This is a genomic window from Rhodanobacter sp. C06, assembly GCF_002001105.1.
Lineage (GTDB): Bacteria > Pseudomonadota > Gammaproteobacteria > Xanthomonadales > Rhodanobacteraceae > Rhodanobacter_A.
Window position 1 is genome coordinate 56,073 of sequence record NZ_MUNP01000050.1, and the last position, 19,178, is coordinate 75,250.

Genomic DNA, 19,178 nt, shown 5'->3' on the forward strand with positions numbered 1-19,178 from the left:
GTAAGCAAAGTGCTTGCGCCTTTGCGGGCGCAGCTTTTTCATGGAAAGCGACACCACGCGAACGCCGCGGTTGGCTCGCGACGTTCGCGTGAGAGATCACTTCCTCATGGCTTGGTGATGATCTGCCGGTTCATCGGCGCGAGTTTGGCCAGCAGCTTGTTCTGGGCGCGGAACGGGATGTCGTGCTTGCTCATCGCCTTCTGCAGGTCTTCGACCAGCGCATTGAAATCGGCGCGGTCGACGTTCATGCCACGATGCACCGAGGCCATGTCCTTGCCGGTGTAGCTGCACGGGCCATCCAGGATCACGCAGAACTGGTCCACCAGTTCGACCTTGATGTGCTCGCGGTCGGCGTTCTGGAAGAACGGGCGGGTGACCGGGTCGGCCATCAGGTTGTCCATGAAATCGTTCATCAGCGCGACCAGGCCGGGCTTGCCGCCGAATTGCTCGAATACCGGCTTGAGGGAAGGATCGCGCGGCGCGGTCGGGTAGGCATCGCCGCCGGCGTTGGAACCGGCCGGTTGCATGGCGGTTTGCGCCGAAACAGTGGTGCCGGCCATCAGGCCGGCGGCGAGGAGCAGGGCGCAGGGCAGGATCTTGTACATGGTCAATTCCTCGTGGCGTGATCGGGTCAGAAGCCCACCTGCACGGACGCGTACAGGCCGTGCTGGTTGTCCTTGATGACGACGTTGCCGAGGTTGGCGTAAGCCAGCGTCAGCGAGACGTGCTTGGTCGGCGCCCAGGCGACGAAGGCGTCGTACCAGTCGTCCTCCTTGGCGATGCCGAGGTTGTTCGGCTTCTGGCGGTATTCCGCGCCGATGGCCCAGTTGCGGCTGAGCAGGTAGGCGACCGAGCCTTCGAATTCGGCCTGGTAGCTGTCGTTCTTGTCGCCGCCGAAGCCGAGGATGCCGATCTGGTTGGCCTTGGTGAAGCGCACGGTGGCGTCCAGCAACAGGCTCTGCGACAGGAACAGCTTGGTCGCGCTGATGTAGTAGTCGGTGCTGTGGTCGCTCTTGGCGCCGATCGCGTGCAGGACCGCGCCCTGGTCGTTGCTCTTGTATTGCATGCCCACCGATACCTGCGGCAACCAGCTGTCCTGGTCGAGTACGGCGTCGCCGAACAGCCGCACCTTCACGCCGATCACGTTCTGCCGGAAGCTGAAGCCGCGACCCAGCCCTAGCGCGGCGCCCACGTCCTCGGTGTCGAAACGCTGCTGTGCCACCGAAAACTCGACGCGGTTGTCGATGCCGAACATCGCGCCGGCATCGTCGAGGTGGTAGTCCTGCACGTTGACCCGGGTGTAGAACGCGTTCGCGCCGAACTGGCCCTGCGTGCCGTAGCTGCCGATCAGCGCCCACGGGGTGAGACCGCCGCCGGCGGAACCTTCGATCTGCGACACGCCGCCGGTGAGCAGCAGCTTGCCGCTGACGTTGTCAGCTGGATCGCCGCCGTCGGCGGCGATCGCCTGGAGCGAAACCAGTCCGCCAGCCAGCGCCAAGGCGCCGACCAGCAGCAGCTTTTGCCTGCGAAATTTGTGCATTGCCATGTCCTCCCTCTTTGGCGCACCACTTGCGCCATGAGGGAGGTACGGAGCAAATGCGTCCAAGGATGCACGGCGAGCGTTTTTCATTGGACTCGCGCCACGTGCCAGTTGCCGTTCACCCCGTTGCCCAGTGCCGTGCCGGGCGCGGTATCGCCGGCGTAGCGGTAGAGCGGGCGCCCCCGATAGCTCCACTGCCGGCTGTGATCGGCACGCGAAACCAGTCCGAACCCACCCGCCGCCTTGGCGTCTGTCGCGGCGAGATACGGCGGCCACAACGCGGCGCAGGTCCCGTTGCACTGGCTATGGCCGCTGTTACCGTCCGGATCGTAGGTGTACAGCGTCATTCCGTGGCTGCCGACCAGCCGCTGCTGGGTGTCGGCCGCAGGTGGCACCTGCGTTTGCGCGGTGGCCAGGGATGGCTGCAAGCACAGCACGCCCAGCAGGATCGAACAGGTCAGGACCGAGGCTTTCATCGCGTATCTACCCGCTCGACGCAGGCAAATGCCTGCCGAGCTAGATACGGCTGGCGAAGGCGTGCGGATGCGTGATGGATGGGGGTACGGAGGTGGGCGTCCAGCGCGGCGGGGAAAGCGGCTGTTCGGCGCCACGTTTGGTTCTTCAAGCGGAATCGACACAAACGTCCCGGGCGTGTCGCGAGCTCGCATGAGAAGGAAGCTTCGGTTGCGAGCGGTCTTGTTTGGTTGAATACCGAAAAGGCAATTGCACGAGGTTGTGCGCGTTCGCCTGCCTGCCCGCAGATTCGCAGCGGCGACTGCATCCAAGGAGCGTGGCTTCACGTATGAGGGAGAGCAAACATTCGGAATCCAGGCTTTCTGTCCTACCATGGCTACCCATCGCACACACGGAAGCCTGTCGCCGTTCGAGGCGGCGCGAGCCATGTCGAGCATCGAAACCCACGCGAAGGATGCGGGCTACTGGGCCGGTCAGATGGTGGCCGTCTCGTGCACGCGCGATCGGGATAGCTTCATGCGCATCTACGACCACTTCGCGCCCCGTGTTCAGCTCTACCTGAAGGGACTGGGTTCGCCTGAAGCCGTCGCGGAGGAGTTGACCCAGGAAGCGTTGCTGCGACTCTGGCAGCGGGCCGAACTCTACGATGCGGCGCGTAGTGGCCTGTCGACCTGGTTGTTCCGGATCGCCCGGAATCTGCATATCGACCGCGTCCGTAGGGAACCGCAGTGGGTACCGGTACAAGACGCGCTGGAACGACTCGACGAGCCTGAGGATGCCGGGCCCTCGCCGGCGGAGAGCTACGCCGAGCACGTCGACCTCAGGAACCGCATCGAGCAGCTCCCGGCCACCCAAGCCCGATTGATCCGCATGTCCTATTTCGAAGCCAAGTCCCACCAGGAAATTGCCGACGAGCTCGGCATGCCGCTGGGCACGGTGAAATCCTGCCTGCGCCGCGCATTCCTGCGCCTGCAGCTGGGTGTAAGGAGGGGCGCATGACTCCGCGTCATCATCTCAATGAAGCCACCCTGGTCAGCTTTGCTGCCGGCGCCTTGTCGCCCGAGATGACCGCGGTGGCGGCCACGCATCTCGAAGCCTGCCGCGATTGCCGCGACAGGTTGGCCCACGCCGAACGCATCGGTGGCCTCTTGCTGGGACAGCAGCAGGCCGCCGAGCTGGATGCAGCCAAGCGCGGCCGCCTGCGCCGGGAAATGCTGGATCGCCTCGACGAATCAACGCAAAGCCGCCACGACGGAACCATCCAGGCGCTCTCGCCTGACGTGAGCCCCGGCGATCCGGATGGCCTGCCGCAACCGCTGCGGGCTTATTTCGGCCCCACATGGAGTGCACTGCGCTGGCGCTGGGTCGCGCCCGGCGTGCACATGATCCGGGCTGCGCACACCAGCGGCGACACCTTGCTTTTGCTCAAGATCGCGCCGGGCAAGAGCATGCCCGTGCATAGCCATCAAGGCACCGAGTTGACCCAGATCCTCCAAGGTGCCTACGACGATGCACTGGGTCATTTCAGCCCCGGGGATGCGGCCGACCTCGACAACGAAACGGAGCATCAGCCGATCACCGCGCCGGGCGCGCCGTGTATTTGTGTCGCGGCAATGGATGCGCCTTTGCGCTTCCCGGGTTGGCTCGCTCGCAAGCTGCAGCCGCTTGTGGGGTTGTAAAAGCTGCAGCAGGCATTGCGGCAAACTTGGCTACGTTGATCGCCACCTGCGCGGCATGTTCCTGGTCATGGCGTGTCGGAATCCACGCATCCAAACCTTCCCCGCTCGGTCAGCGGATTCCATTCCTACGGCTGCGCACTCGCCAGGCTGAGCGCCTTTTCCAACTCGGGATCGCGTCCTTCCTTGATGTCGTCGATGGTGATCGCCACGCGGATATCCGGGTCGATGCCGGCATCGGGCTGCGCAACGACGGGAAACGTGCCGATCAGGGGCAGATCCATCTCCAGTCCCGAATGCGGCAGCCTCACGAAGAAGAATGCGCCGCCGTTGATGCCGCGGCGATTGCCGCCTGTCCGCTGTCCGATCAGGGTGCCCAGGTGTTGCGACTTCACGATGCCGGCAAACTGGAACGTCGCCGAGCTGTCGGTCGGGCCGACCAGGACGAAGACGTGACCGGTGAAGCGTGGTGACAGGGCGGCGATGATCGTGCCTCGCGCATCGTCGTCGTACTTCGTGAGTCGGTAGAAGCGCTGGTTGTACGGCTTCGCCTTGTCGCCCCAGTCCTTGAACGACGCATCCCACGTGTCGAGGTAGGGCAGGAGATCCCGCGGCACGCTGCGATAGCGCACCAGACGCAGGTAGTCGGGCAAGGTCGGATCGCGTGCGACCAGATGCGCCAGAATCACGTTGCCGACGTCGTCGCCACCTTCGTTGGCGCGAAGATCGATGATCAGCGAGCGGGCATGCCTTGCCTGGAGTTTCGCAAAGACGCCATCGAGGTAACGGTGCCAATCCCAGGTACTGTTGTACATCGCCCAGGTCGGCATATCGAGCAACGCGACACCTTGCCTCGGAAACGTGAGTTGCCAGGGCGATCCGGAACCGGCGGCGGCTTTGGGCCGGAACGACAGGCGTTGTTTGTACGAGAGCGCGGGAACGGACGTTGTCCAGGCGACTCCGTTCGTATCGCGCACCTTGAGTGCGATGGCCGGGCCGATCTGCTGGTAGAACAGCGGCAGGAAGATATCGAAGGCTTCGTAATCGTCGTTTCCCTGCACTTCGAGATAGGCGATGCGCTTGGCGTCGTTCGCGCCGTCCGCGCGTGCGACCGTCATGAGCGTTTTCAGGATTTGCGGTGTCGCCACGCCATCGATGGCGAGAATCTCCGATCCGGGGCGCAGCCGCGTGTCGCTGGAGAAATTGCGGGTGACGATCATGCGTCCGTCCAGCCAGCGGAAATAGAACGGCACGCGGTTGGTTCCCTTGAACAAGGCTGCCTGCACCGCAGGCGACTGGTTGTAGAAGTTCGCATAGGTGTGGCCACACTCGATGGTTGCGGCTAACTGCGAAAGGGCGACGAAGACGGATGCGCGTGATTGATCGTGGTCGAGCGCGCGGCGCAGCGACGCGAAATGCGCCTTAATCTCCTCGGGTGTGTTGTATCGAAGAAGTCCGGGATGAAGGGTTTCGTAGGCGCGCTGCAGGATGTCGACATCCGCCTGGAGGCCAGCCGTGGCGAGATTGTCCGTCTCAGCCGGTTGTTCGGACGCTGCGACCGCCGGGCATCCGGCAAGCACGATGCACAGAAATGCCGCAATACCATGAAAGCGCATCGGTCGACTCCTCGATAGATTCATGCGACCCGTCAGATTGGTTCGTGAGCGACCTTCAGTCGGCTTGCAGAGAGTCCGGGCTTGCATGGAAGCTGCTTGGGTTCGGATGCTTTCGTGCCGGTGTCATAGATCGTCAAGGTTGTTCAGCAGTTCGGTCGCGCGGTCGCGCAGCACGGCAAGACGAGCTTCGGGCCAGCGACCGAGCTGCCGGTACGCAAACGCAAGGCGGGGGTTGTCGGCCAGCATGTGGCGATGCCGCGCAAGAAAATCCCAGTACAAGGCGTTGAACGGGCAGGCGTCGTCGCCGACTTGCTTGTCTCGCCGGTACCGGCAGCCTCGGCAATAGTCGCTCATGCGATGGATGTACGCCGCCGACGCGACATACGGTTTGGTGGCGAGCAAGCCGCCGTCCGCGTACTGGCTCATGCCCAGGGTGTTGGGCAGTTCCACCCACTCGAACGCGTCGATGTAGATGCCCAGGTACCAGCGGTGCAGCTGCCCGGGATCCAGCCCGGCCAGCAGCGCGAAGTTGCCGGTCAGCATCAGCCGCTGGATGTGGTGGGCATGCGCATGCTCCAGCGAGTGCGTGATCGCGTGGTGCAGGCAATTCATCCGGGTGTCGCCAGTCCAGAACCACGCCGGCAGATCGCGCTGGTGGCCGAAGGCGTTGCTCTCGGCATAGGCTGGCATGTGTGCCCAGTACACGCCGCGGATGTATTCGCGCCAACCCAGGATCTGGCGGATGAAACCCTCGGCAGCGGCCAGCGGCACCTTTCCTGCGCGCCATGCCGATTCGGCACGGGCGATGACTTCGCGCGGCGACAGCATCTTGACGTTGAGGGCGAAAGACAACAGGGAGTGGAACAGGCGTGCCGCCTGGGTACTCATCGCATCTTGGTAGTTGCCGAAATGCGGCAACGCCTGCTCCACGAAGGCATCCAGCTGCTGCAGGGCCTCGGCGCGATTCAAGGGCCAGCGAAAATCCCCGGCATGTGGTTGGCCGAAACTCCGGACGCCGGCGGCGACGATGCTTGCCCACAGGGCGCGGTGATCGTGGATGGGGCGGTTGTCCGGCGGCTCCAGCGGCATGCCCGACCAGGATCGGCGATTCTCCGCATCGAAGTTCCAGCGCCCGGTCGCTGGTTGGCCGTCTTTTTCCATCAGCACGTCGTGTACCGCGCGCATGTGGCGATAGAACGTTTCCATCCGCCAGTGCTTGCGCGCACCGAACAGTCCCGCGACGTCGTCGCGCCGCGTCAGGAAATGCTCGCTGTCGACCATGCGCGCCGGGATGGCCAAGGTCTGCACGTAATCGGCCAATTGCCGGTCGAGGCGCCACTCGTCGGGTGCCTGGTATTCGAAGGTGGTTGCGTGGCGGTCGACCATCAAGCGGTCGAGGTTGGCCGGGATGGCGTGCAGGTTGTAGGGGTCGTCGATCGCGAGGTAACACACGCGGTTGCCCGCCGACTGGAGTTGCCGCGCGAAATCGCGCATCGCGGCGAAAATGCCCAGGATTTTCTGGGCGTGGTGCAGGACGTAGTCGGTTTCCTGGCGCACCTCCATCAGGACATGCAGGACGTTGGGGTCGACGGCCTCGAACCACGAGTGCCGCGGATTCAACTGATCACCCAGCAGCAGCCGCAGCATGGTCATCGCCGGTCATCCGCCTGCGTTTAATCACCGATCCGGGGCTGGCCTGGATGCGATGCCCCGACTTGCTGCCACAACGACGTCACCACCACAACGGCAGCCAGCCCCAAGGCAACCCATGCCGCGACCGTCGCGCCTGCCAGCGTCGAAACATGCTGTTTGGCGTATACCCCGACCAGGCCCCAAACGGCGGCCAGCGTGTACCAGGGATTGCCGCGCAGGCGCACGATCGTCGTCAGCAGCAAGACGGCGGCCAGGGCGAACAGGACCAGCGTCCACGGCAGCATCTGCACGGTCGGGAGCAGCCGGAAAGCCACGATCACCTGGGCGACATTGAGAAACACCGCCAGCGACACCCAGCCGGCGTGCAGCGACAGCGGCAGCCATGGCCACCAGCGGCTGCGCGGATGGTGCACGGTATGCGACACCTGCCAGGCCGCGTACAGCAGGCACGCCAGACTGGCCCAGATGATCGCCAGCGCCAGCCAGAACCACTGCAAGGTGAACACGATCATCCAGGTTGCGGTGAACGCGAAACCCGCGGCCGTCCAAGGCCGGGTACGTCGCAGGCGCTCGTCCGGCCGGCGGTCGAACAGTTGCCGGATGCCGTAAAGCAGATCGAGCAGGAAGATCGGTCCCCAGATCGCGAAGGCGTAGCCGGCCGCCACGATCAGCGTGGGGTAACGGTCCGAGATGGCGCCATTGGTCGGCCCGAACACGCCCGTGTTGGACAGCCACGCGACGACGGGCATGGCCAGGGCGAACAGTGCGACGAGGTATTTCATGAACAGGCTCCCGTGAACGTCTGGCTGCCCTCGCCGATTTCGGGCCAGCGCTGCGGCACCTTCTCGATCCTGCTGACGTCGTAGCCCATCGCCTTGGCCCGATCGAGCATGGCCCGATAGTCGCCGTCCGAAACCGCGGGTGTGCGCGCCATGTACCAGAGGTAGTCCCGTCCATCGCGCACGACCATGACCTGGCTGTAGTCGGGCTTCAGCCAGCCGACCAGGTATTGGGTTGTGAGGAAGGCGAAGAAGCGCACACGCCACTCGCCGTTGCCGCTGCCCGGCACCACACGGGCGCTGGAATGAAGCAGTTTCACGGGGGCGGTGAAACTGTCTGGGCGCTGCCGGAACCAGGTGCAGATGCTGCCGTCGGGGTTGCGACTGTAGGTCTCCACCGCGTTGCGGCCGTCGCGTTCGAAGCGGGTGGGGATGGAGGCAATCACGTACCAGCGACCCATGTAGCGTGGCAGGTCGACACCGCTGACCGGTTTGATCGGATCGGCGGTGCCGGCACAGGCCGCCAGCGAAAGCACGGCCAGCAGCACGGCGGCAACGGACGACTTCAAGCGTGTCATGGCGCGATGTCCGGGCGGATGGGCTGGCGGCAGGCCATCCCTCACTCCCGTTCATACGGCCATGGAACGCTATTGGATGCCTCCATCGAAAAGCGATTCAGCGGGGCGTCAACGCTTGCCAGGCACCAAGGGCCGCCTCCCGCGTGGCACCCAGGTCCACCATCGGCGCGGGATAACCGCAGGCCGCTAGCGCCGCCGGGTCGCGCCACGGCTCATGCAACAACTTCGGCGGCAGCGTGGCGAGTTCGGGGAGCCAGCGCTTCAGGTAGCTCGCGTCGGGATCGAACTTGGCTGCCTGCGTATACGGATTGAACACGCGGAAATACGGTGCGGCATCCGCGCCGCAACCGGCCACCCATTGCCAGCCCAACGTGTTGTTGGCCAAGTCGGCATCGACCAGGGTGTCCCAGAACCAGCGGGCGCCGTGATGCCAGTGCTGGCGCAGGTTCTTGGTGAGGAAGCTCGCCACGATCATGCGCACCCGGTTGTGCATCCAGCCGGTGTGCCATAGCTCGCGCATACCGGCGTCGACGAGCGGGACGCCGGTGCGGCCGTGCTGCCAACGTTCGAGCAAGGCCTGATCGGCGGGTGCCCAGCGGAAGCCGTCAAAGCGCGGGTTGAAGTTGTCGCTCGGCGTTCGCGGGAAGTGGTAGAGCAGGTGATGGGCGAATTCGCGCCAGCCCAGTTCGCGCAGATAAGGCTCGATATCCGGGCGGCGTTTCGCGCCGGTCGCGCGGGTACGGCGATCGAGTTCGAAGTGGATCTGGCGTGGCGAGATTTCGCCGAAATGCAGATGCGGCGACAGCCGCGAAGTGCCATGACGCGCGGGCAGGTCGCGGGCATGGGCGTAGTCGCTGAGGGCATCGTCGGCGAAGATCTCCAGCAGCTCCAGCGCGCCGGCTTCGCCCGGCTGCCACGTGTCGGCCAGCCCGCTGGCCCAGCCGATGCGCGGCAGCAGATCGAGTGCCGGCAACGGCAAACCGTCCGGCAAGTTCTGCCAGCCGGGCAGAACGGGCTCGGGCAATGGCTGGCTTGCCTGGATCTGCGTTCGCAAGTTGCGCCAGTAGGGCGTGAAAACCTTGTACGGATCGCCTTGTTGCGTGGCGATCTGCCAAGGCTCGCACCACAGCGCGGCGTTGCAGCTGTGCACTGCGATGCCCAGTTCGCGCAGCGCGTTTTTGATATGCGTGTCGCGGGCGATCGCGGCGGGTTCGTACAACCGGTTCCAGTAAACCGCGCTGGCGCCGCTGTGCCGGATCAGTTCGCGCAGCACATCGAGCGTGTCGCCTTGGCGCAGATGCAGTTCGGCTTGCTGCGCGCGCAGCCGCCGGTCCAGCGCAGCGAGCGAATGATGCAGCCACCAGCGGCTGGCGGCGCCGGGCGACCAACCACCGTCTTCGTCAGGCGCATGGATGAATACGGGAAGCACCTGCGTATGCGTTGCACAGGCTGCGCTCCATGCCGGGTTGTCGACCAAGCGCAGATCGCGCCGGAACAAGACCAGTGCGGTGCTCATGAGGGGATCGGACCGAGCTGGGTCAGACCCGGGGTCGCTCGGTCGATTTTCTGGCATTGCCAGCCACTTTGTCGCCGCCGGTTTCGGGTGCCGCGCCGATGGTGCCCTTGGCGATGACCGGGCCGGTCGGCTGGCCGGTGGGCGAGCCGCCCGGCGGTTCGACCGAGACGGCGAGCGCGGCGGTCGGGCCGAGTTGCGCCAGCAGGGCCGGGGCGAGCGCCAGAGTGGTGGGCTGGTCGCGCGAGATCATGCCGACCGCGATGGGCTTTTGGCCGGCCGGGATCAGCCACAGCTCGGGCGCGCGACCCTGCGCCAGTGTGGCGGGCGCGGCCGGTACCACCACCATGCGGGCGTGCTGCAGGTCCATCGTGGCGGTCCAGCCGGTGGTGCCGTTGTCCTGCTTGATCGTCGAGGCCATGTAGGCGACGGCGGTCGTCGTCGGAAGCGGTGGCGGGGTCCGTCGCGGCAGCGCCACTACCAGCAGCAGCGCGACGGCCACCGCGCTCGCGCCGAGGCCCAGCCAGTGCCACAGCGCCAGGTTGTCCCACAACCGCTTGCGCGGTACTGCCTGCGGCGGCGCATCCAGTTGCAGCGCATCGTGGATGCGAGCCCATACGTAGGGGGCGGGCGTCGCTTCCGTGATTTCCTCGGCCAGCGGCTGCAGTCGGCGTTGCCACAAGGCCACCGCCGTCGCGGCCTCGCTGCTGGTGCGCACCTCGTGAGCCACCTCGGCGCGCGCGTCGGCATCGAGCACGCCCAGCACGTATTCGGCATAGCGCAGGTTGTGGTTGCCTTCGTCGGCGGGCGTGTTCATGAGTCGAGGCACGTGCGAAGTTGCATGAGGCTACGGCGAATCCAGCTTTTCATGGTTCCAAGCGGCACCTGGCAGCGTGTCGCCAACTCGTTATACGTAGCTCCGCTGAAAAAGGCTTCACGCACCGAACTGCGCTGTTGCGGTTCCAGCGCGTCGAGGCAGTCCGTGAGCCGGCGATGCTCCTGGCTGGTCTGGGCCTGGGCCGCTGGCGAGGGCTGCTCGTCGACGGCTTCGTCAAGCGTGCGCGGGTCGTCCGGCAGTTCCTCGCGATGCTGGCGCAGGCGGTCGATCGCCTTGTTGCGCGACAGCGTGGTCAGCCAGGTGATCGCACTGGCCTTGGCCTCGTCGAAGCTGGCCGCGCGGTTCCACACCGTGATGTAGATCTCCTGCAGCACTTCTTCCGCGGCGCCACGGTCGTGCAGCATGCGCAGGCACACGCCGAACAGTTTCGACGAGGTGCGCCGGTAGAGCTCGGCGAACGCCTGCTGGTCGCTGCGTCCGGCCTGCTGCAGCAGGCGGTTCAGCTCCTCATGCTCGGCGGTGCGGGTGACGGCCATCGGTGGATCGTCCTGTCGTTGCGGAGCGCTGGCCCCGTCGATCCGGCGATCAAGGATCATCGGCGGTAGAGCTTCGGGATGCAGCAAGCATGGATCGGCAGGCGGTCGCGGCGCAAGCACGAGCCGCGCCGGCGTTGTCGCCGCCAGCCCGATTCCTGCCGAGCCCACGCCTGTGCCATCGCCGCCTGCATGAGTAGCGTCTCCGGCGCGGTCCCACCGGTGATCATGGCTTCGGCCATGACTTCCGGCGCATGCACTAGTGCGAAGTCAACACTATGCTTCAGTCCAAGCTAAGCAGCAGTGCAGGCGAGTGCGTGGACGAGATCGACGGCCAACTGAAGAAATTCCAGAAGGAGCTGTCCGCCGGCACCGTGTCGCTGGTGCTGCTGGCGGTGCTGGGGCAGTCGCGCCAGCCGCTGTACGGCTACCAGATCGCCAAGCGGCTGGAGGAGGCGGGTGAGGGCGTGCTGGCTGGCAAGCAGAGCGCGCTGTACCCGGTGCTGCGCAACCTGGAGGGCGCGGGCCTGCTGGCCAGCGAGGTGGAGCCTTCGGTGAGCGGCCCGCCGCGGCGCTATTACCGCATAACGAAATTGGGCCGCGAGGTGCTGCGCGAGTGGGTTGCCGCGTGGAGTGCCACCCGCGATTCCGTCGACAAGCTGTTGCAGGGAGAGTGGTGATGAACGCATCGAGCCAGCATCCGCCGCGCACCATCGCGGAATACCTTGAACAATTGCGCGCCGCGCTGCGCGGTGCCGACCCCGCGCTGATCCAGGACGCGCTGTACGACGCCGAGGAACACCTGCGCGCCGAACTCTACGAGCGCCCCGGCCGCGACGAGGCCGCGATGCTCGAACACGTGGTGGAGAGCTACGGCGCGCCGGACGAGGTGGCAGAGATCTATCGCGACCAGGAGATCAAGATCCAGCGCGCGATCCGTCCGCCGCCGGCGCCAAAGCGCCGCTCGGCCGCTGGCCGCTTCTTCGGCGTGATCGCCGACCCGCGCGCCTGGGGCGCGCTGTTCTACCTGCTGTTCGGCCTGGTCACCGGCATCGCGTATTTCACCTGGGTGGTCGCCGGCCTCTCGATGTCGGCGGGTTTCTCGGTACTCATCATCGGCCTGCCGTTCATCGTGCTGTTCTTCGGCAGCGTGCGTGGCCTGGCCTTGCTGGAAGGGCGCCTGGTGGAGACCATGCTGGGCGTGCGCATGCCGAGGCGGCCGCCGTATCCGCAGAAGCACATGTCGTTGTTCCAGCGCATCGGCGCCATGTTCACCGACCCGCGCAGCTGGAGCTCGATGCTGTATGCATTGTTGTTGCTGCCGCTGGGCATCTTCTACTTCACGCTGATCGTGACCTGGCTCGCCGTGTCGTTGAGCTTCATCGCTGCACCGGTCGTGAAGCTGGTCGCCGTGCTGGGGCATTGGGACGTGGGCACCTGCGTCGGCGCGCCCGAGTGGATTTGCGGCGGCGTCGAGTGGCTGAGCGGCTGGGGCGGCGCGACTGTGCTGTGCCTGCTGGGCCTGCTGCTGTTCTTCCTGCTGCTGCACGTGGTGCGTGGCCTGGGTTACCTGCACGGCCAGCTAGCCAAGCACCTGCTGGTGCGGAGGGCGTGACCATGGTGATGGAGAACGCGCTGGGCTTGCTGGCCGGCGAGTGGGAAGGCGAGGAAGCCATCGCCACCACGCGCTGGGGCGAAGGTGGCCCGGCCCATGGATGCTTTTCCGCGCGGCTGGATCTCGGCGGGCGCGCGCTGCTGATGGACTACCGCGAAGAGCGCGACGGCAAGGCCGCCTTGCAGGCGCACGCCGTGTTCACCGCCGGTCCCGGGCACGACGAGTACGCGCTGCACTGGTTCGACAGCTACGGCTTTGCGCCCGCGCAACCGGCGCCGGGGCATTGGGACGGCGCGCGGCTGGTGTTCCTGCGCAGCTCGCCGCGGGGGCAGACGCGGCACATCTATGCCTTCCGCGAAGACGCCTGCGAGCTGGCGCTGGAAAGCTCGTTCGACGGCGGCGTGCATTGGGAGCCGGTGATGCACGGCACCTACCGGCGCGTGGCGTAGCCACAGGCCTTGCTCCCTCCCCTGCGCGCAGGGGAGGGCTGGGGAGGGGTGCTTCGTGACCCATGGCGGTTGACCCCGCCGGGCGAGCTACCTACGCTGCCCCGGCGCACCTGTGCGCTCATCGGGGAACACCATGCGCTTCCGTCGCTCCTGGCTTCCGGTTCTGCTGTTGGCGTCGCTCACGGCCACCGCCGCCGACGCGCCGATCAAGGGCTTTCCGCCCGCGCTGATGCCCGCCGACCTGGTGCTGCGCGACGCCAGCATCGCCACGCTCGATCCGTTGCAGCCGCACGCGCAGGCGCTGGCGGTGAAGGACGGCAAGATCGCCGCGCTGGGCAGCGACGAAGCCATCGCGCACTACATCGGTCCGCACACCAAGGTGCTGGACCTGCATGGCGCCTTCGTCACGCCCGGTTTCATCGAGGGCCACGGCCACCTGATGGACACCGGCGATTCGCTGATGCAGCTCAACGTGGGCATGGCGCCGAACTGGGACGCCATCGTGGCGATGGTCAAGGCCGCGGTGGCCAAGGCCAAGCCGGGCGAGTGGATCGTCGGCCAGGGCTGGCAGCAGAGCAAATGGAACAAGGTGCCGCAGCCCAACATCGACGGCCTGCCGCTGCCGGCCAGCCTCGACGCGGTGTCGCCGAACAACCCTGTACTGCTCGCCCACACCAGCGGCCACGCGATCTACGCGAACGCCGCAGCGCTGAAGCTCGCCGGCATAGTCCGCGACACGCCCGATCCCGTCGGCGGCAGCATCGTGCGTGATGCGCAGGGCAACGCCATCGGCGCGCTGCGCGACACCGCCGGCGACCCGGTGTACGCCGCCTACAACCGCTACCTCGCCAGCCTGCCGCCGCAGGAACTGGCCGCGCGCAGGGAGCAGTCGCTGAAGCTCGCGATGCAGAACGAGGTGAGCAAGGGCATCACCGGCTTCGTCGACATGGGCCAGGACTTCCAGACGATCGACTGGCTCAAGCAGCAGGCGGCCAAGGGCTTCCCACTGCGCCTGTACGTCAACGTCGGCGTGCTGGACGTCGCCAGCCTCGACAAGAACCTCGCCAGGTACCGCACGATCGGCTACGCCGACGATCACTTCACCGTGCGCGGCGTGGGCGAGGACGTTTCCGACGGCGCGCTGGGCACGCACAGCGCATGGTTCCTCAAGCCATACAACGATGCGCCGGGCGTCACCGGCAAGAACGTCACGCCGATGGCCACGCTGGCGCAGATCGCGCGCATCGCCGCGCGCGACGGTTTCCAGGTGTCGATCCACGCGATCGGCGACCGCGCGAACCGCGAAGTGCTGGACATGTACCAGCAGATCTTCGACGAGGACCCGGCCGCCCACGCGCTGCGCTGGCGCATCGAGCACGCGCAGCACCTGGCGCCATCCGACATCCCGCGCTTCGCGCAGATGGGCGTGATCGCCTCGATGCAGTCCATCCATGCCTGCTCCGACGCACCCTACGTGGTGCCCCACCTCGGCGAGCAGCGTGCGAAGGAAGGCGCCTACGTGTGGCACACACTGATCGAAAGCGGCGCGATGGTGCTGGACGGCAGCGACACGCCGGTGGAAGACACCAACCCCATCGCCGGCTTCTACTGCGCGGTGACCCGCGACAACGGCCGCGGCCAGCGCTTCTTCCCCGCCCAGGACAAGACGCGGATGCAGGCGCTGCGCTCCTACACCTGGAACAACGCCTACGCGCTGTTCGAGGATCATCAACTCGGCTCGCTCAGCCCCGGCAAGCTCGCCGACCTGGTGGTGTTCTCCGGCAACCTGCTGACCATCCCCGACGACCAGATCCTGCGCACGCGGGTGCTGTACACCGTGGTGGGTGGCAAGGTGGTGTATCAGCGGAAGGGAGCGGAGGCGTGGCGTAGTGGGCAGCTGTTCAAGGCCATGCCAGAGTTTGATCATGTGAATTGAGGGGCGGGATGATGGTTGGCTCAAGGGATTGAGCTTGGCATCTCTTCCCGTTTCCGGCAGGCGGCAGGCCAGCATGTTGGGGCATTTGCCAACAGGTTTCGCATGTTGGTATTCTCGCCAACATGAAGGCCGAGTTGCTGCTGCGCGAACGCCACGCATTGACGACCACGGCCTTCGTGGAGTTGGTGGTATGGCGTCTGCCGCAGCCTGCTCCCGGCAGTGCGCACGACTTCAAGTATCGCTTGGCGCTGGTAGCTGACGGCGCCTGCGTGCTGCGCTACGACAACGAGAGCGGCAAGGGCGACCACAAGCACGTCGACGGTCGCGAGACGGCTTATCGTTTCCGTGGCCTGGCGGCGCTACAAGACGACTTCTGGGCGGACGTGGAAGCATGGGAGGCCAAAGCATGAAAACCGTGACCCTGGGCGTTTCCTCGCGCACCGCCAGCAAGCGACGCCTCGCCGCTGCGCTGGCCGGGCAGGCGCAGGGCGAGTTCATCACCTTCGCCACGGTCGAGCTTCTATGGAAGGTGCTCACCGCCAAGCGCTGGGAAATCCTGCGCGCCATGACCGGGCAGGGCGAGCTGTCTATCCGCGAGGTGGCGCGCCGCGTGGAACGCGACGTGAAGAGCGTGCATGGTGATGTCACTGCCTTGATCGATGCTGGCGTGTTGGAACGCACGGTGCAAGGCGTATGCTTTCCGTATGACGCAGTGCATGTGGACTTCACGTTGAAGGCGGCTTGATGTGCAGCAGACCGACTATTGAACGGTTGGCTGTTGCCAAGAGATTCGCCTCGCCCCAACGCTTCCACTACATCAACTAATGGGAGGGCAATGTTATGTACACGTGGGCTCGAATCACATTGGCAGCAGGAATTGCCCTCCTGGCCAGCTGCGCCACGTCTTCCAAGTTGACTCCAGAGCAGCGGGCCGCGGTCATCCATCAGCGGGCCGCAAATCGCGACAAGGCGATGAGTCAGTGGACGGGTCGCGACATTAGCGAGTTGATTGTGCAGCGGGGGCAGCCTCTCAAGCTGGAGACGCTGCCCAATGGCAAACAAGTCTACACTTGGGATGGCGGTCTGCACGCCATAGACTTTCGCACCGGTCTAGATATGGGCGCTACCTGCCTAGAACGTTTTGTCGTAGATCCAGCAACGCAACGCATCGTAGGTCACGCTACGCCCGATTGTTGATCCAGGCGCGAAACGTGTCGGGGACAAGGGGATCAGGAGTTGTCACTGACACCTTTTCCTCGAGTTGATCTTCCTCACGCAGGTATTTGTAGCGGGCCAAGGTCATATTTGTCATCGCGATTCGCTCTGAATCGCCGAGAGTTTTGGGTGCGAGTGCGCTTGATTAGTTTAATTTCTCAATATCTGAGGAAAGCGACGCTACTTTTCGATTATTGGGGGCAAGTAAATCACGGTAGGCGAGTAAAAGCCTGGCGTCTCAGCACTGCCCGCATCGCGGCCAGAAAGGTTGGCTATAGAAGTAGTCGCTGTCGCCGGAGCTTCCGCCCGATCGATGCCTACATTCACATCCTGACTAATCTCCTGTGCGGCCCGTACGACTCGGATGGCCTCATCCCTGTTGGGTCGCACGCTCAATGGCCGGGATGACAAACAAAATGAATATGGCAATTACCCAAAGGATCAAGGCGATTCTTCGCGGGGATCGTGCACCAAAGAGTCCCGCGATGACAGCGACTCCAGCACCAATGACCAATCCACTTGACGCGTATCCAAGCACGCCGCCAATGGTCGCCGGATGTGCCGTACCTAACCAAAGCGTAAGCGCGACACTGACAAGTTCTAAGACAATCACCCAGCCAAAGAACGGTCTCCACGGCGTATCTGGGCTGACCTTCGTGGCGTCCCTAGCTGGTGTAATCGGGGTGGCCGCGGGCGGCTTCTGCAACGGTGGTGGCAAAGGCGGCTGGTTTGCAGGTAAGCGAGTGCCGCATTGTGCGCAAAAGGTGGCGGAGTCGGCGACGAACGCTCCACAGTGACTACAAGAAGCCATGCGATCTCCCTTGCCGCTGACCAGTATCGTGAGATCTTACAGAAAAGCGCGCAAAAAGGTGTCTGCGCAAAAAAGAAAAAGGGGTCAGGGACAAATAAAGTCCCGCCAAGCCGGAGCACTCTGTTCAATAGTCCCGCACGTCCAGCATCATGAATCCGTGCGCGCTGTAACTGCCCTCATGCGACCATGCCAACGCAGCCAGCGCCTCGCTCCCCGCCGCCCACGGCTCGTTGTCGAGCAGGACTTCGCAGCACGCTTCACCATCGGCTGTCCGGCGATATACCAGCCGCAGCCAGTGCAGCTCGGGAGTCAAGGCTTCGCGCTGCAGCACGGACTCGATCGCTGCCGGCACCTGTTCCAGCACCTCCAGGTCGGTGTTGTCCGCGCCGTGCAGCGTGAAGGAGCCGGCGAACACGTCCCAAGTGCGTACGCCGATCTCCCATGCCGTGATGGTCAGCTTGCGGTCGTCGGTGACGTACCAGCAGGCGGCGAGCAGCGGATGGAGCGCGCTGTGCTCGAACGCGCGCAGGGCGGCCATGCAGCCGTCCGCGCCGTCGCCGTGGCCGGCGAAGCTTTCCTCGATGCAGCGTTCCTCGCTCAGCACCACGTCGATGTCGAGGTGGCCCGGCGCGCCGGCCGCGCCTTCGTGCCACTGGGCGCGCACGGTCGGGAAGTCGCCGTCGGTGGTCAGCCAGCCATCCTCGTCGGCATCGAGCTGCACGTCGCGCCGCTCGAAGAGTCGCAACAGGTATTTCTGCAGTGCCGTGCTATCCATCGTCATTCCTGCGGGTCGGTGGTGTGGGTCGCAGGCAACTCGCGCCAGGTCAGGTACAGGCGCAGGTCGAATTCCCGCTGGTGGTAGTCCGGCAGCATGTACTCGCACAACTGGTAGAACGCCTTGTTGTGCTCGCTTTCCTTGAGGTGCGCCAGCTCGTGCACCACGATCATCTGCAGGAACTCCGGTGCGGTGGCCTTGAACAGGCTGGCCACGCGGATCTCCTTTTTCGCCTTGAGCCGGCCGCCCTGCACGCGCGAGATCGCGGTGTGCAGGCCAAGCGCCCGCTGCACCACGTCGAGCTTGCTGTCGTACAGCACCTTGTCGATGCCCGGCGCAGTCTTCAGGTGCTGCTGTTTCAGCGCGGCCACGTAGGCGTACAGTGCCTTGTCGCTCTGCACGTCGTGGCGATCCGGGTAGCGCGTGGCCAGATGTTCGCCGAGGCGCTGCTGCGCGATCAGCTGGCGCACCTTGTCCTGCACGGTGGGCGAGTACGCCTGGAGATATTTCAGCGGGGCCATCGGCGCATTCTCGCATTGCGCCGGGGCGCAGGTCTGGCGGTTCAGGCGGCGCGTGGCTGGATGTGCGCCAGCTCGCCGGCCAGCGCAATGCGCGCGCATTCGAGCTCATAGTTTTTTTGCAGGTTCAGCCAGCTTTGCGCATCGGTTCCGAAGTACGCGGCCAGCCGCAAGGCCGTGTCGGCGGTAATGCCGCGTCGTTCATTGGCGATCTCGTTCACGCGGGCGGCAGTGACGCCAATGGCGTTCGCCAAGGCGTTGGCCGACAGCCCGAACGGCTTCATGAACTCCTCGCGCAGGATTTCGCCAGGATGCACCGGGGGAAGAGTTTTTTTGTGGGTCATGTTTTTTCCTGCCTCAGGTCGCTACACACGCAATGCCTAGTGGTAGTCGCATATCTCGACGTTGTGGATGCCACCATCCTTCCAGGCAAAGCAGATACGGAACTGATCGTTGATGCGGATGCTGTGCTGTCCGCTGCGATTGCCTTTCAGGGCTTCCAGCCGGTTGCCTGGTGGCACGCGCAGGAAGTCCAGCGTGGCCGCGGCATCAAGCTGCGCCAGCTTGCGGCGGGCGACGGTCTCGATACCCGACCAGCGCCTCACGTAGTCTCGATACCCGACCAGCGCCTCACGTACTCGCCGCGCGCGAGGGCTGCC

General features: G+C 65.0%; 22 protein-coding genes. 8 read left to right on the plus strand and 14 right to left on the minus strand.

Going from position 1 to position 19,178, the window contains the following annotated elements; translation table 11 throughout:
* Positions 1 to 104 precede the first annotated feature (104 nt).
* From B0E52_RS10970 to B0E52_RS10980, 3 genes are all read right to left on the minus strand, one after another.
* A complete protein-coding gene (locus B0E52_RS10970; RefSeq protein WP_077483872.1) occupies positions 105 to 605 on the minus strand; it encodes a group 1 truncated hemoglobin in 501 nt (166 codons plus the stop codon).
* A gap of 26 nt (positions 606 to 631) precedes the next feature.
* A complete protein-coding gene (locus B0E52_RS10975) occupies positions 632 to 1,546 on the minus strand; it encodes a DUF3034 family protein (RefSeq protein ID WP_254426770.1) in 915 nt (304 codons plus the stop codon).
* Between the two features lie 80 nt (positions 1,547 to 1,626).
* Positions 1,627 to 2,016, minus strand: a complete 390-nt coding sequence (locus B0E52_RS10980) for a hypothetical protein (RefSeq protein WP_077483874.1) — start codon at positions 2,014 to 2,016, stop codon at positions 1,627 to 1,629.
* A gap of 424 nt (positions 2,017 to 2,440) precedes the next feature.
* On the opposite strand from B0E52_RS10980, the gene B0E52_RS10985 reads away from it, so the two are divergent.
* Entirely contained in the window at positions 2,441 to 3,013 is a 573-nt protein-coding gene (locus B0E52_RS10985) for a sigma-70 family RNA polymerase sigma factor (RefSeq protein ID WP_254426771.1), read from the plus strand.
* A complete protein-coding gene (locus B0E52_RS10990; RefSeq protein WP_077483876.1) occupies positions 3,010 to 3,693 on the plus strand; it encodes a ChrR family anti-sigma-E factor in 684 nt (227 codons plus the stop codon). The genes B0E52_RS10985 and B0E52_RS10990 overlap by 4 nt, the downstream gene beginning before the upstream one ends.
* Positions 3,694 to 3,818: 125 nt before the next feature.
* Here B0E52_RS10990 and B0E52_RS10995 read toward each other — a convergent pair whose 3' ends face one another.
* The 7 genes from B0E52_RS10995 to B0E52_RS11025 form a co-directional block, all read right to left on the minus strand.
* A complete protein-coding gene (locus B0E52_RS10995; RefSeq protein ID WP_168174179.1) occupies positions 3,819 to 5,306 on the minus strand; it encodes a S41 family peptidase in 1,488 nt (495 codons plus the stop codon).
* Positions 5,307 to 5,429: 123 nt separating this feature from the next.
* On the minus strand, positions 5,430 to 6,959 hold the full coding sequence (locus B0E52_RS11000; protein WP_077483878.1) for a cryptochrome/photolyase family protein: 1,530 nt from the start codon (positions 6,957 to 6,959) through the stop codon (positions 5,430 to 5,432).
* Positions 6,960 to 6,979: 20 nt separating this feature from the next.
* Positions 6,980 to 7,741 (minus strand): hypothetical protein, encoded by a 762-nt coding sequence (locus B0E52_RS11005; RefSeq protein WP_077483879.1) that lies wholly within the window; start codon positions 7,739 to 7,741, stop codon positions 6,980 to 6,982.
* Positions 7,738 to 8,307, minus strand: coding sequence for a lipocalin family protein (locus tag B0E52_RS11010; protein WP_254426772.1), 570 nt, complete (start codon positions 8,305 to 8,307; stop codon positions 7,738 to 7,740). Before B0E52_RS11010 ends, B0E52_RS11005 begins: the two co-directional genes overlap by 4 nt.
* Positions 8,308 to 8,413: 106 nt before the next feature.
* On the minus strand, positions 8,414 to 9,832 hold the full coding sequence (locus tag B0E52_RS11015) for a deoxyribodipyrimidine photo-lyase (protein ID WP_077483881.1): 1,419 nt from the start codon (positions 9,830 to 9,832) through the stop codon (positions 8,414 to 8,416).
* A gap of 22 nt (positions 9,833 to 9,854) precedes the next feature.
* Entirely contained in the window at positions 9,855 to 10,646 is a 792-nt protein-coding gene (locus tag B0E52_RS11020; RefSeq protein ID WP_077483882.1) for an anti-sigma factor, read from the minus strand.
* On the minus strand, positions 10,643 to 11,290 hold the full coding sequence (locus B0E52_RS11025; protein ID WP_254426773.1) for a sigma-70 family RNA polymerase sigma factor: 648 nt from the start codon (positions 11,288 to 11,290) through the stop codon (positions 10,643 to 10,645). Before B0E52_RS11025 ends, B0E52_RS11020 begins: the two co-directional genes overlap by 4 nt.
* Positions 11,291 to 11,517: 227 nt before the next feature.
* On the opposite strand from B0E52_RS11025, the gene B0E52_RS11035 reads away from it, so the two are divergent.
* The 6 genes from B0E52_RS11035 to B0E52_RS11060 all read left to right on the plus strand — a co-directional run bounded on the left by B0E52_RS11035 (position 11,518) and on the right by B0E52_RS11060 (position 15,945).
* Entirely contained in the window at positions 11,518 to 11,880 is a 363-nt protein-coding gene (locus B0E52_RS11035) for a PadR family transcriptional regulator (RefSeq protein WP_077483924.1), read from the plus strand.
* Positions 11,880 to 12,815, plus strand: coding sequence for a sensor domain-containing protein (locus B0E52_RS11040; protein ID WP_077483884.1), 936 nt, complete (start codon positions 11,880 to 11,882; stop codon positions 12,813 to 12,815). Before B0E52_RS11035 ends, B0E52_RS11040 begins: the two co-directional genes overlap by 1 nt.
* Before the next feature lie 2 nt (positions 12,816 to 12,817).
* Complete coding sequence (locus B0E52_RS11045) at positions 12,818 to 13,264, plus strand: DUF1579 domain-containing protein (RefSeq protein WP_254426774.1); 447 nt, start codon at positions 12,818 to 12,820, stop codon at positions 13,262 to 13,264.
* A gap of 169 nt (positions 13,265 to 13,433) precedes the next feature.
* Positions 13,434 to 15,200: an amidohydrolase gene (locus tag B0E52_RS11050; RefSeq protein ID WP_254426775.1), complete on the plus strand. Its 1,767-nt coding sequence runs from the start codon at positions 13,434 to 13,436 to the stop codon at positions 15,198 to 15,200.
* 122 nt (positions 15,201 to 15,322) lie between these two features.
* Positions 15,323 to 15,610 carry a DUF6516 family protein gene (locus B0E52_RS11055; RefSeq protein WP_077483886.1) on the plus strand — a complete coding sequence of 96 codons (288 nt, stop codon included), beginning with the start codon at positions 15,323 to 15,325 and terminating at the stop codon, positions 15,608 to 15,610.
* A complete protein-coding gene (locus tag B0E52_RS11060; protein WP_077483887.1) occupies positions 15,607 to 15,945 on the plus strand; it encodes a transcriptional regulator in 339 nt (112 codons plus the stop codon). The genes B0E52_RS11055 and B0E52_RS11060 overlap by 4 nt, the downstream gene beginning before the upstream one ends.
* Before the next feature lie 1,405 nt (positions 15,946 to 17,350).
* On the opposite strand, the gene B0E52_RS11070 is transcribed toward B0E52_RS11060, so the two are convergent.
* The 4 genes from B0E52_RS11070 to B0E52_RS11085 are packed head-to-tail and all read right to left on the minus strand — an operon-like array spanning position 17,351 to position 19,124.
* A complete protein-coding gene (locus B0E52_RS11070; RefSeq protein WP_077483889.1) occupies positions 17,351 to 18,001 on the minus strand; it encodes a DUF6348 family protein in 651 nt (216 codons plus the stop codon).
* Between the two features lie 2 nt (positions 18,002 to 18,003).
* Positions 18,004 to 18,522 carry a M48 family metallopeptidase gene (locus tag B0E52_RS11075; protein WP_077483890.1) on the minus strand — a complete coding sequence of 173 codons (519 nt, stop codon included), beginning with the start codon at positions 18,520 to 18,522 and terminating at the stop codon, positions 18,004 to 18,006.
* Between the two features lie 41 nt (positions 18,523 to 18,563).
* Positions 18,564 to 18,863, minus strand: coding sequence for a HigA family addiction module antitoxin (locus tag B0E52_RS11080; RefSeq protein ID WP_077483891.1), 300 nt, complete (start codon positions 18,861 to 18,863; stop codon positions 18,564 to 18,566).
* Positions 18,864 to 18,899: 36 nt separating this feature from the next.
* Positions 18,900 to 19,124 (minus strand): type II toxin-antitoxin system RelE/ParE family toxin, encoded by a 225-nt coding sequence (locus tag B0E52_RS11085; RefSeq protein WP_343124502.1) that lies wholly within the window; start codon positions 19,122 to 19,124, stop codon positions 18,900 to 18,902.
* Between the last annotated feature and the right edge of the window lie 54 nt (positions 19,125 to 19,178).

Coding starts and splice junctions, on each gene's coding strand:
- B0E52_RS11060 (WP_077483887.1), top strand. CDS start 15,607: ATGAAAACCGTGACCCTGGGCGTTTCCTCGCGCACCGCCAGCAAGCGA.
- B0E52_RS11075 (WP_077483890.1), bottom strand. CDS start 18,522: ATGGCCCCGCTGAAATATCTCCAGGCGTACTCGCCCACCGTGCAGGAC.
- B0E52_RS10995 (WP_168174179.1), bottom strand. CDS start 5,306: ATGCGCTTTCATGGTATTGCGGCATTTCTGTGCATCGTGCTTGCCGGA.
- B0E52_RS11040 (WP_077483884.1), top strand. CDS start 11,880: ATGAACGCATCGAGCCAGCATCCGCCGCGCACCATCGCGGAATACCTT.
- B0E52_RS10980 (WP_077483874.1), bottom strand. CDS start 2,016: ATGAAAGCCTCGGTCCTGACCTGTTCGATCCTGCTGGGCGTGCTGTGC.
- B0E52_RS11015 (WP_077483881.1), bottom strand. CDS start 9,832: ATGAGCACCGCACTGGTCTTGTTCCGGCGCGATCTGCGCTTGGTCGAC.
- B0E52_RS10975 (WP_254426770.1), bottom strand. CDS start 1,546: ATGGCAATGCACAAATTTCGCAGGCAAAAGCTGCTGCTGGTCGGCGCC.
- B0E52_RS11020 (WP_077483882.1), bottom strand. CDS start 10,646: ATGAACACGCCCGCCGACGAAGGCAACCACAACCTGCGCTATGCCGAA.
- B0E52_RS10990 (WP_077483876.1), top strand. CDS start 3,010: ATGACTCCGCGTCATCATCTCAATGAAGCCACCCTGGTCAGCTTTGCT.
- B0E52_RS10985 (WP_254426771.1), top strand. CDS start 2,441: ATGTCGAGCATCGAAACCCACGCGAAGGATGCGGGCTACTGGGCCGGT.
- B0E52_RS11070 (WP_077483889.1), bottom strand. CDS start 18,001: ATGGATAGCACGGCACTGCAGAAATACCTGTTGCGACTCTTCGAGCGG.
- B0E52_RS11005 (WP_077483879.1), bottom strand. CDS start 7,741: ATGAAATACCTCGTCGCACTGTTCGCCCTGGCCATGCCCGTCGTCGCG.
- B0E52_RS11055 (WP_077483886.1), top strand. CDS start 15,323: ATGAAGGCCGAGTTGCTGCTGCGCGAACGCCACGCATTGACGACCACG.
- B0E52_RS11000 (WP_077483878.1), bottom strand. CDS start 6,959: ATGACCATGCTGCGGCTGCTGCTGGGTGATCAGTTGAATCCGCGGCAC.
- B0E52_RS11045 (WP_254426774.1), top strand. CDS start 12,818: ATGGTGATGGAGAACGCGCTGGGCTTGCTGGCCGGCGAGTGGGAAGGC.
- B0E52_RS10970 (WP_077483872.1), bottom strand. CDS start 605: ATGTACAAGATCCTGCCCTGCGCCCTGCTCCTCGCCGCCGGCCTGATG.
- B0E52_RS11080 (WP_077483891.1), bottom strand. CDS start 18,863: ATGACCCACAAAAAAACTCTTCCCCCGGTGCATCCTGGCGAAATCCTG.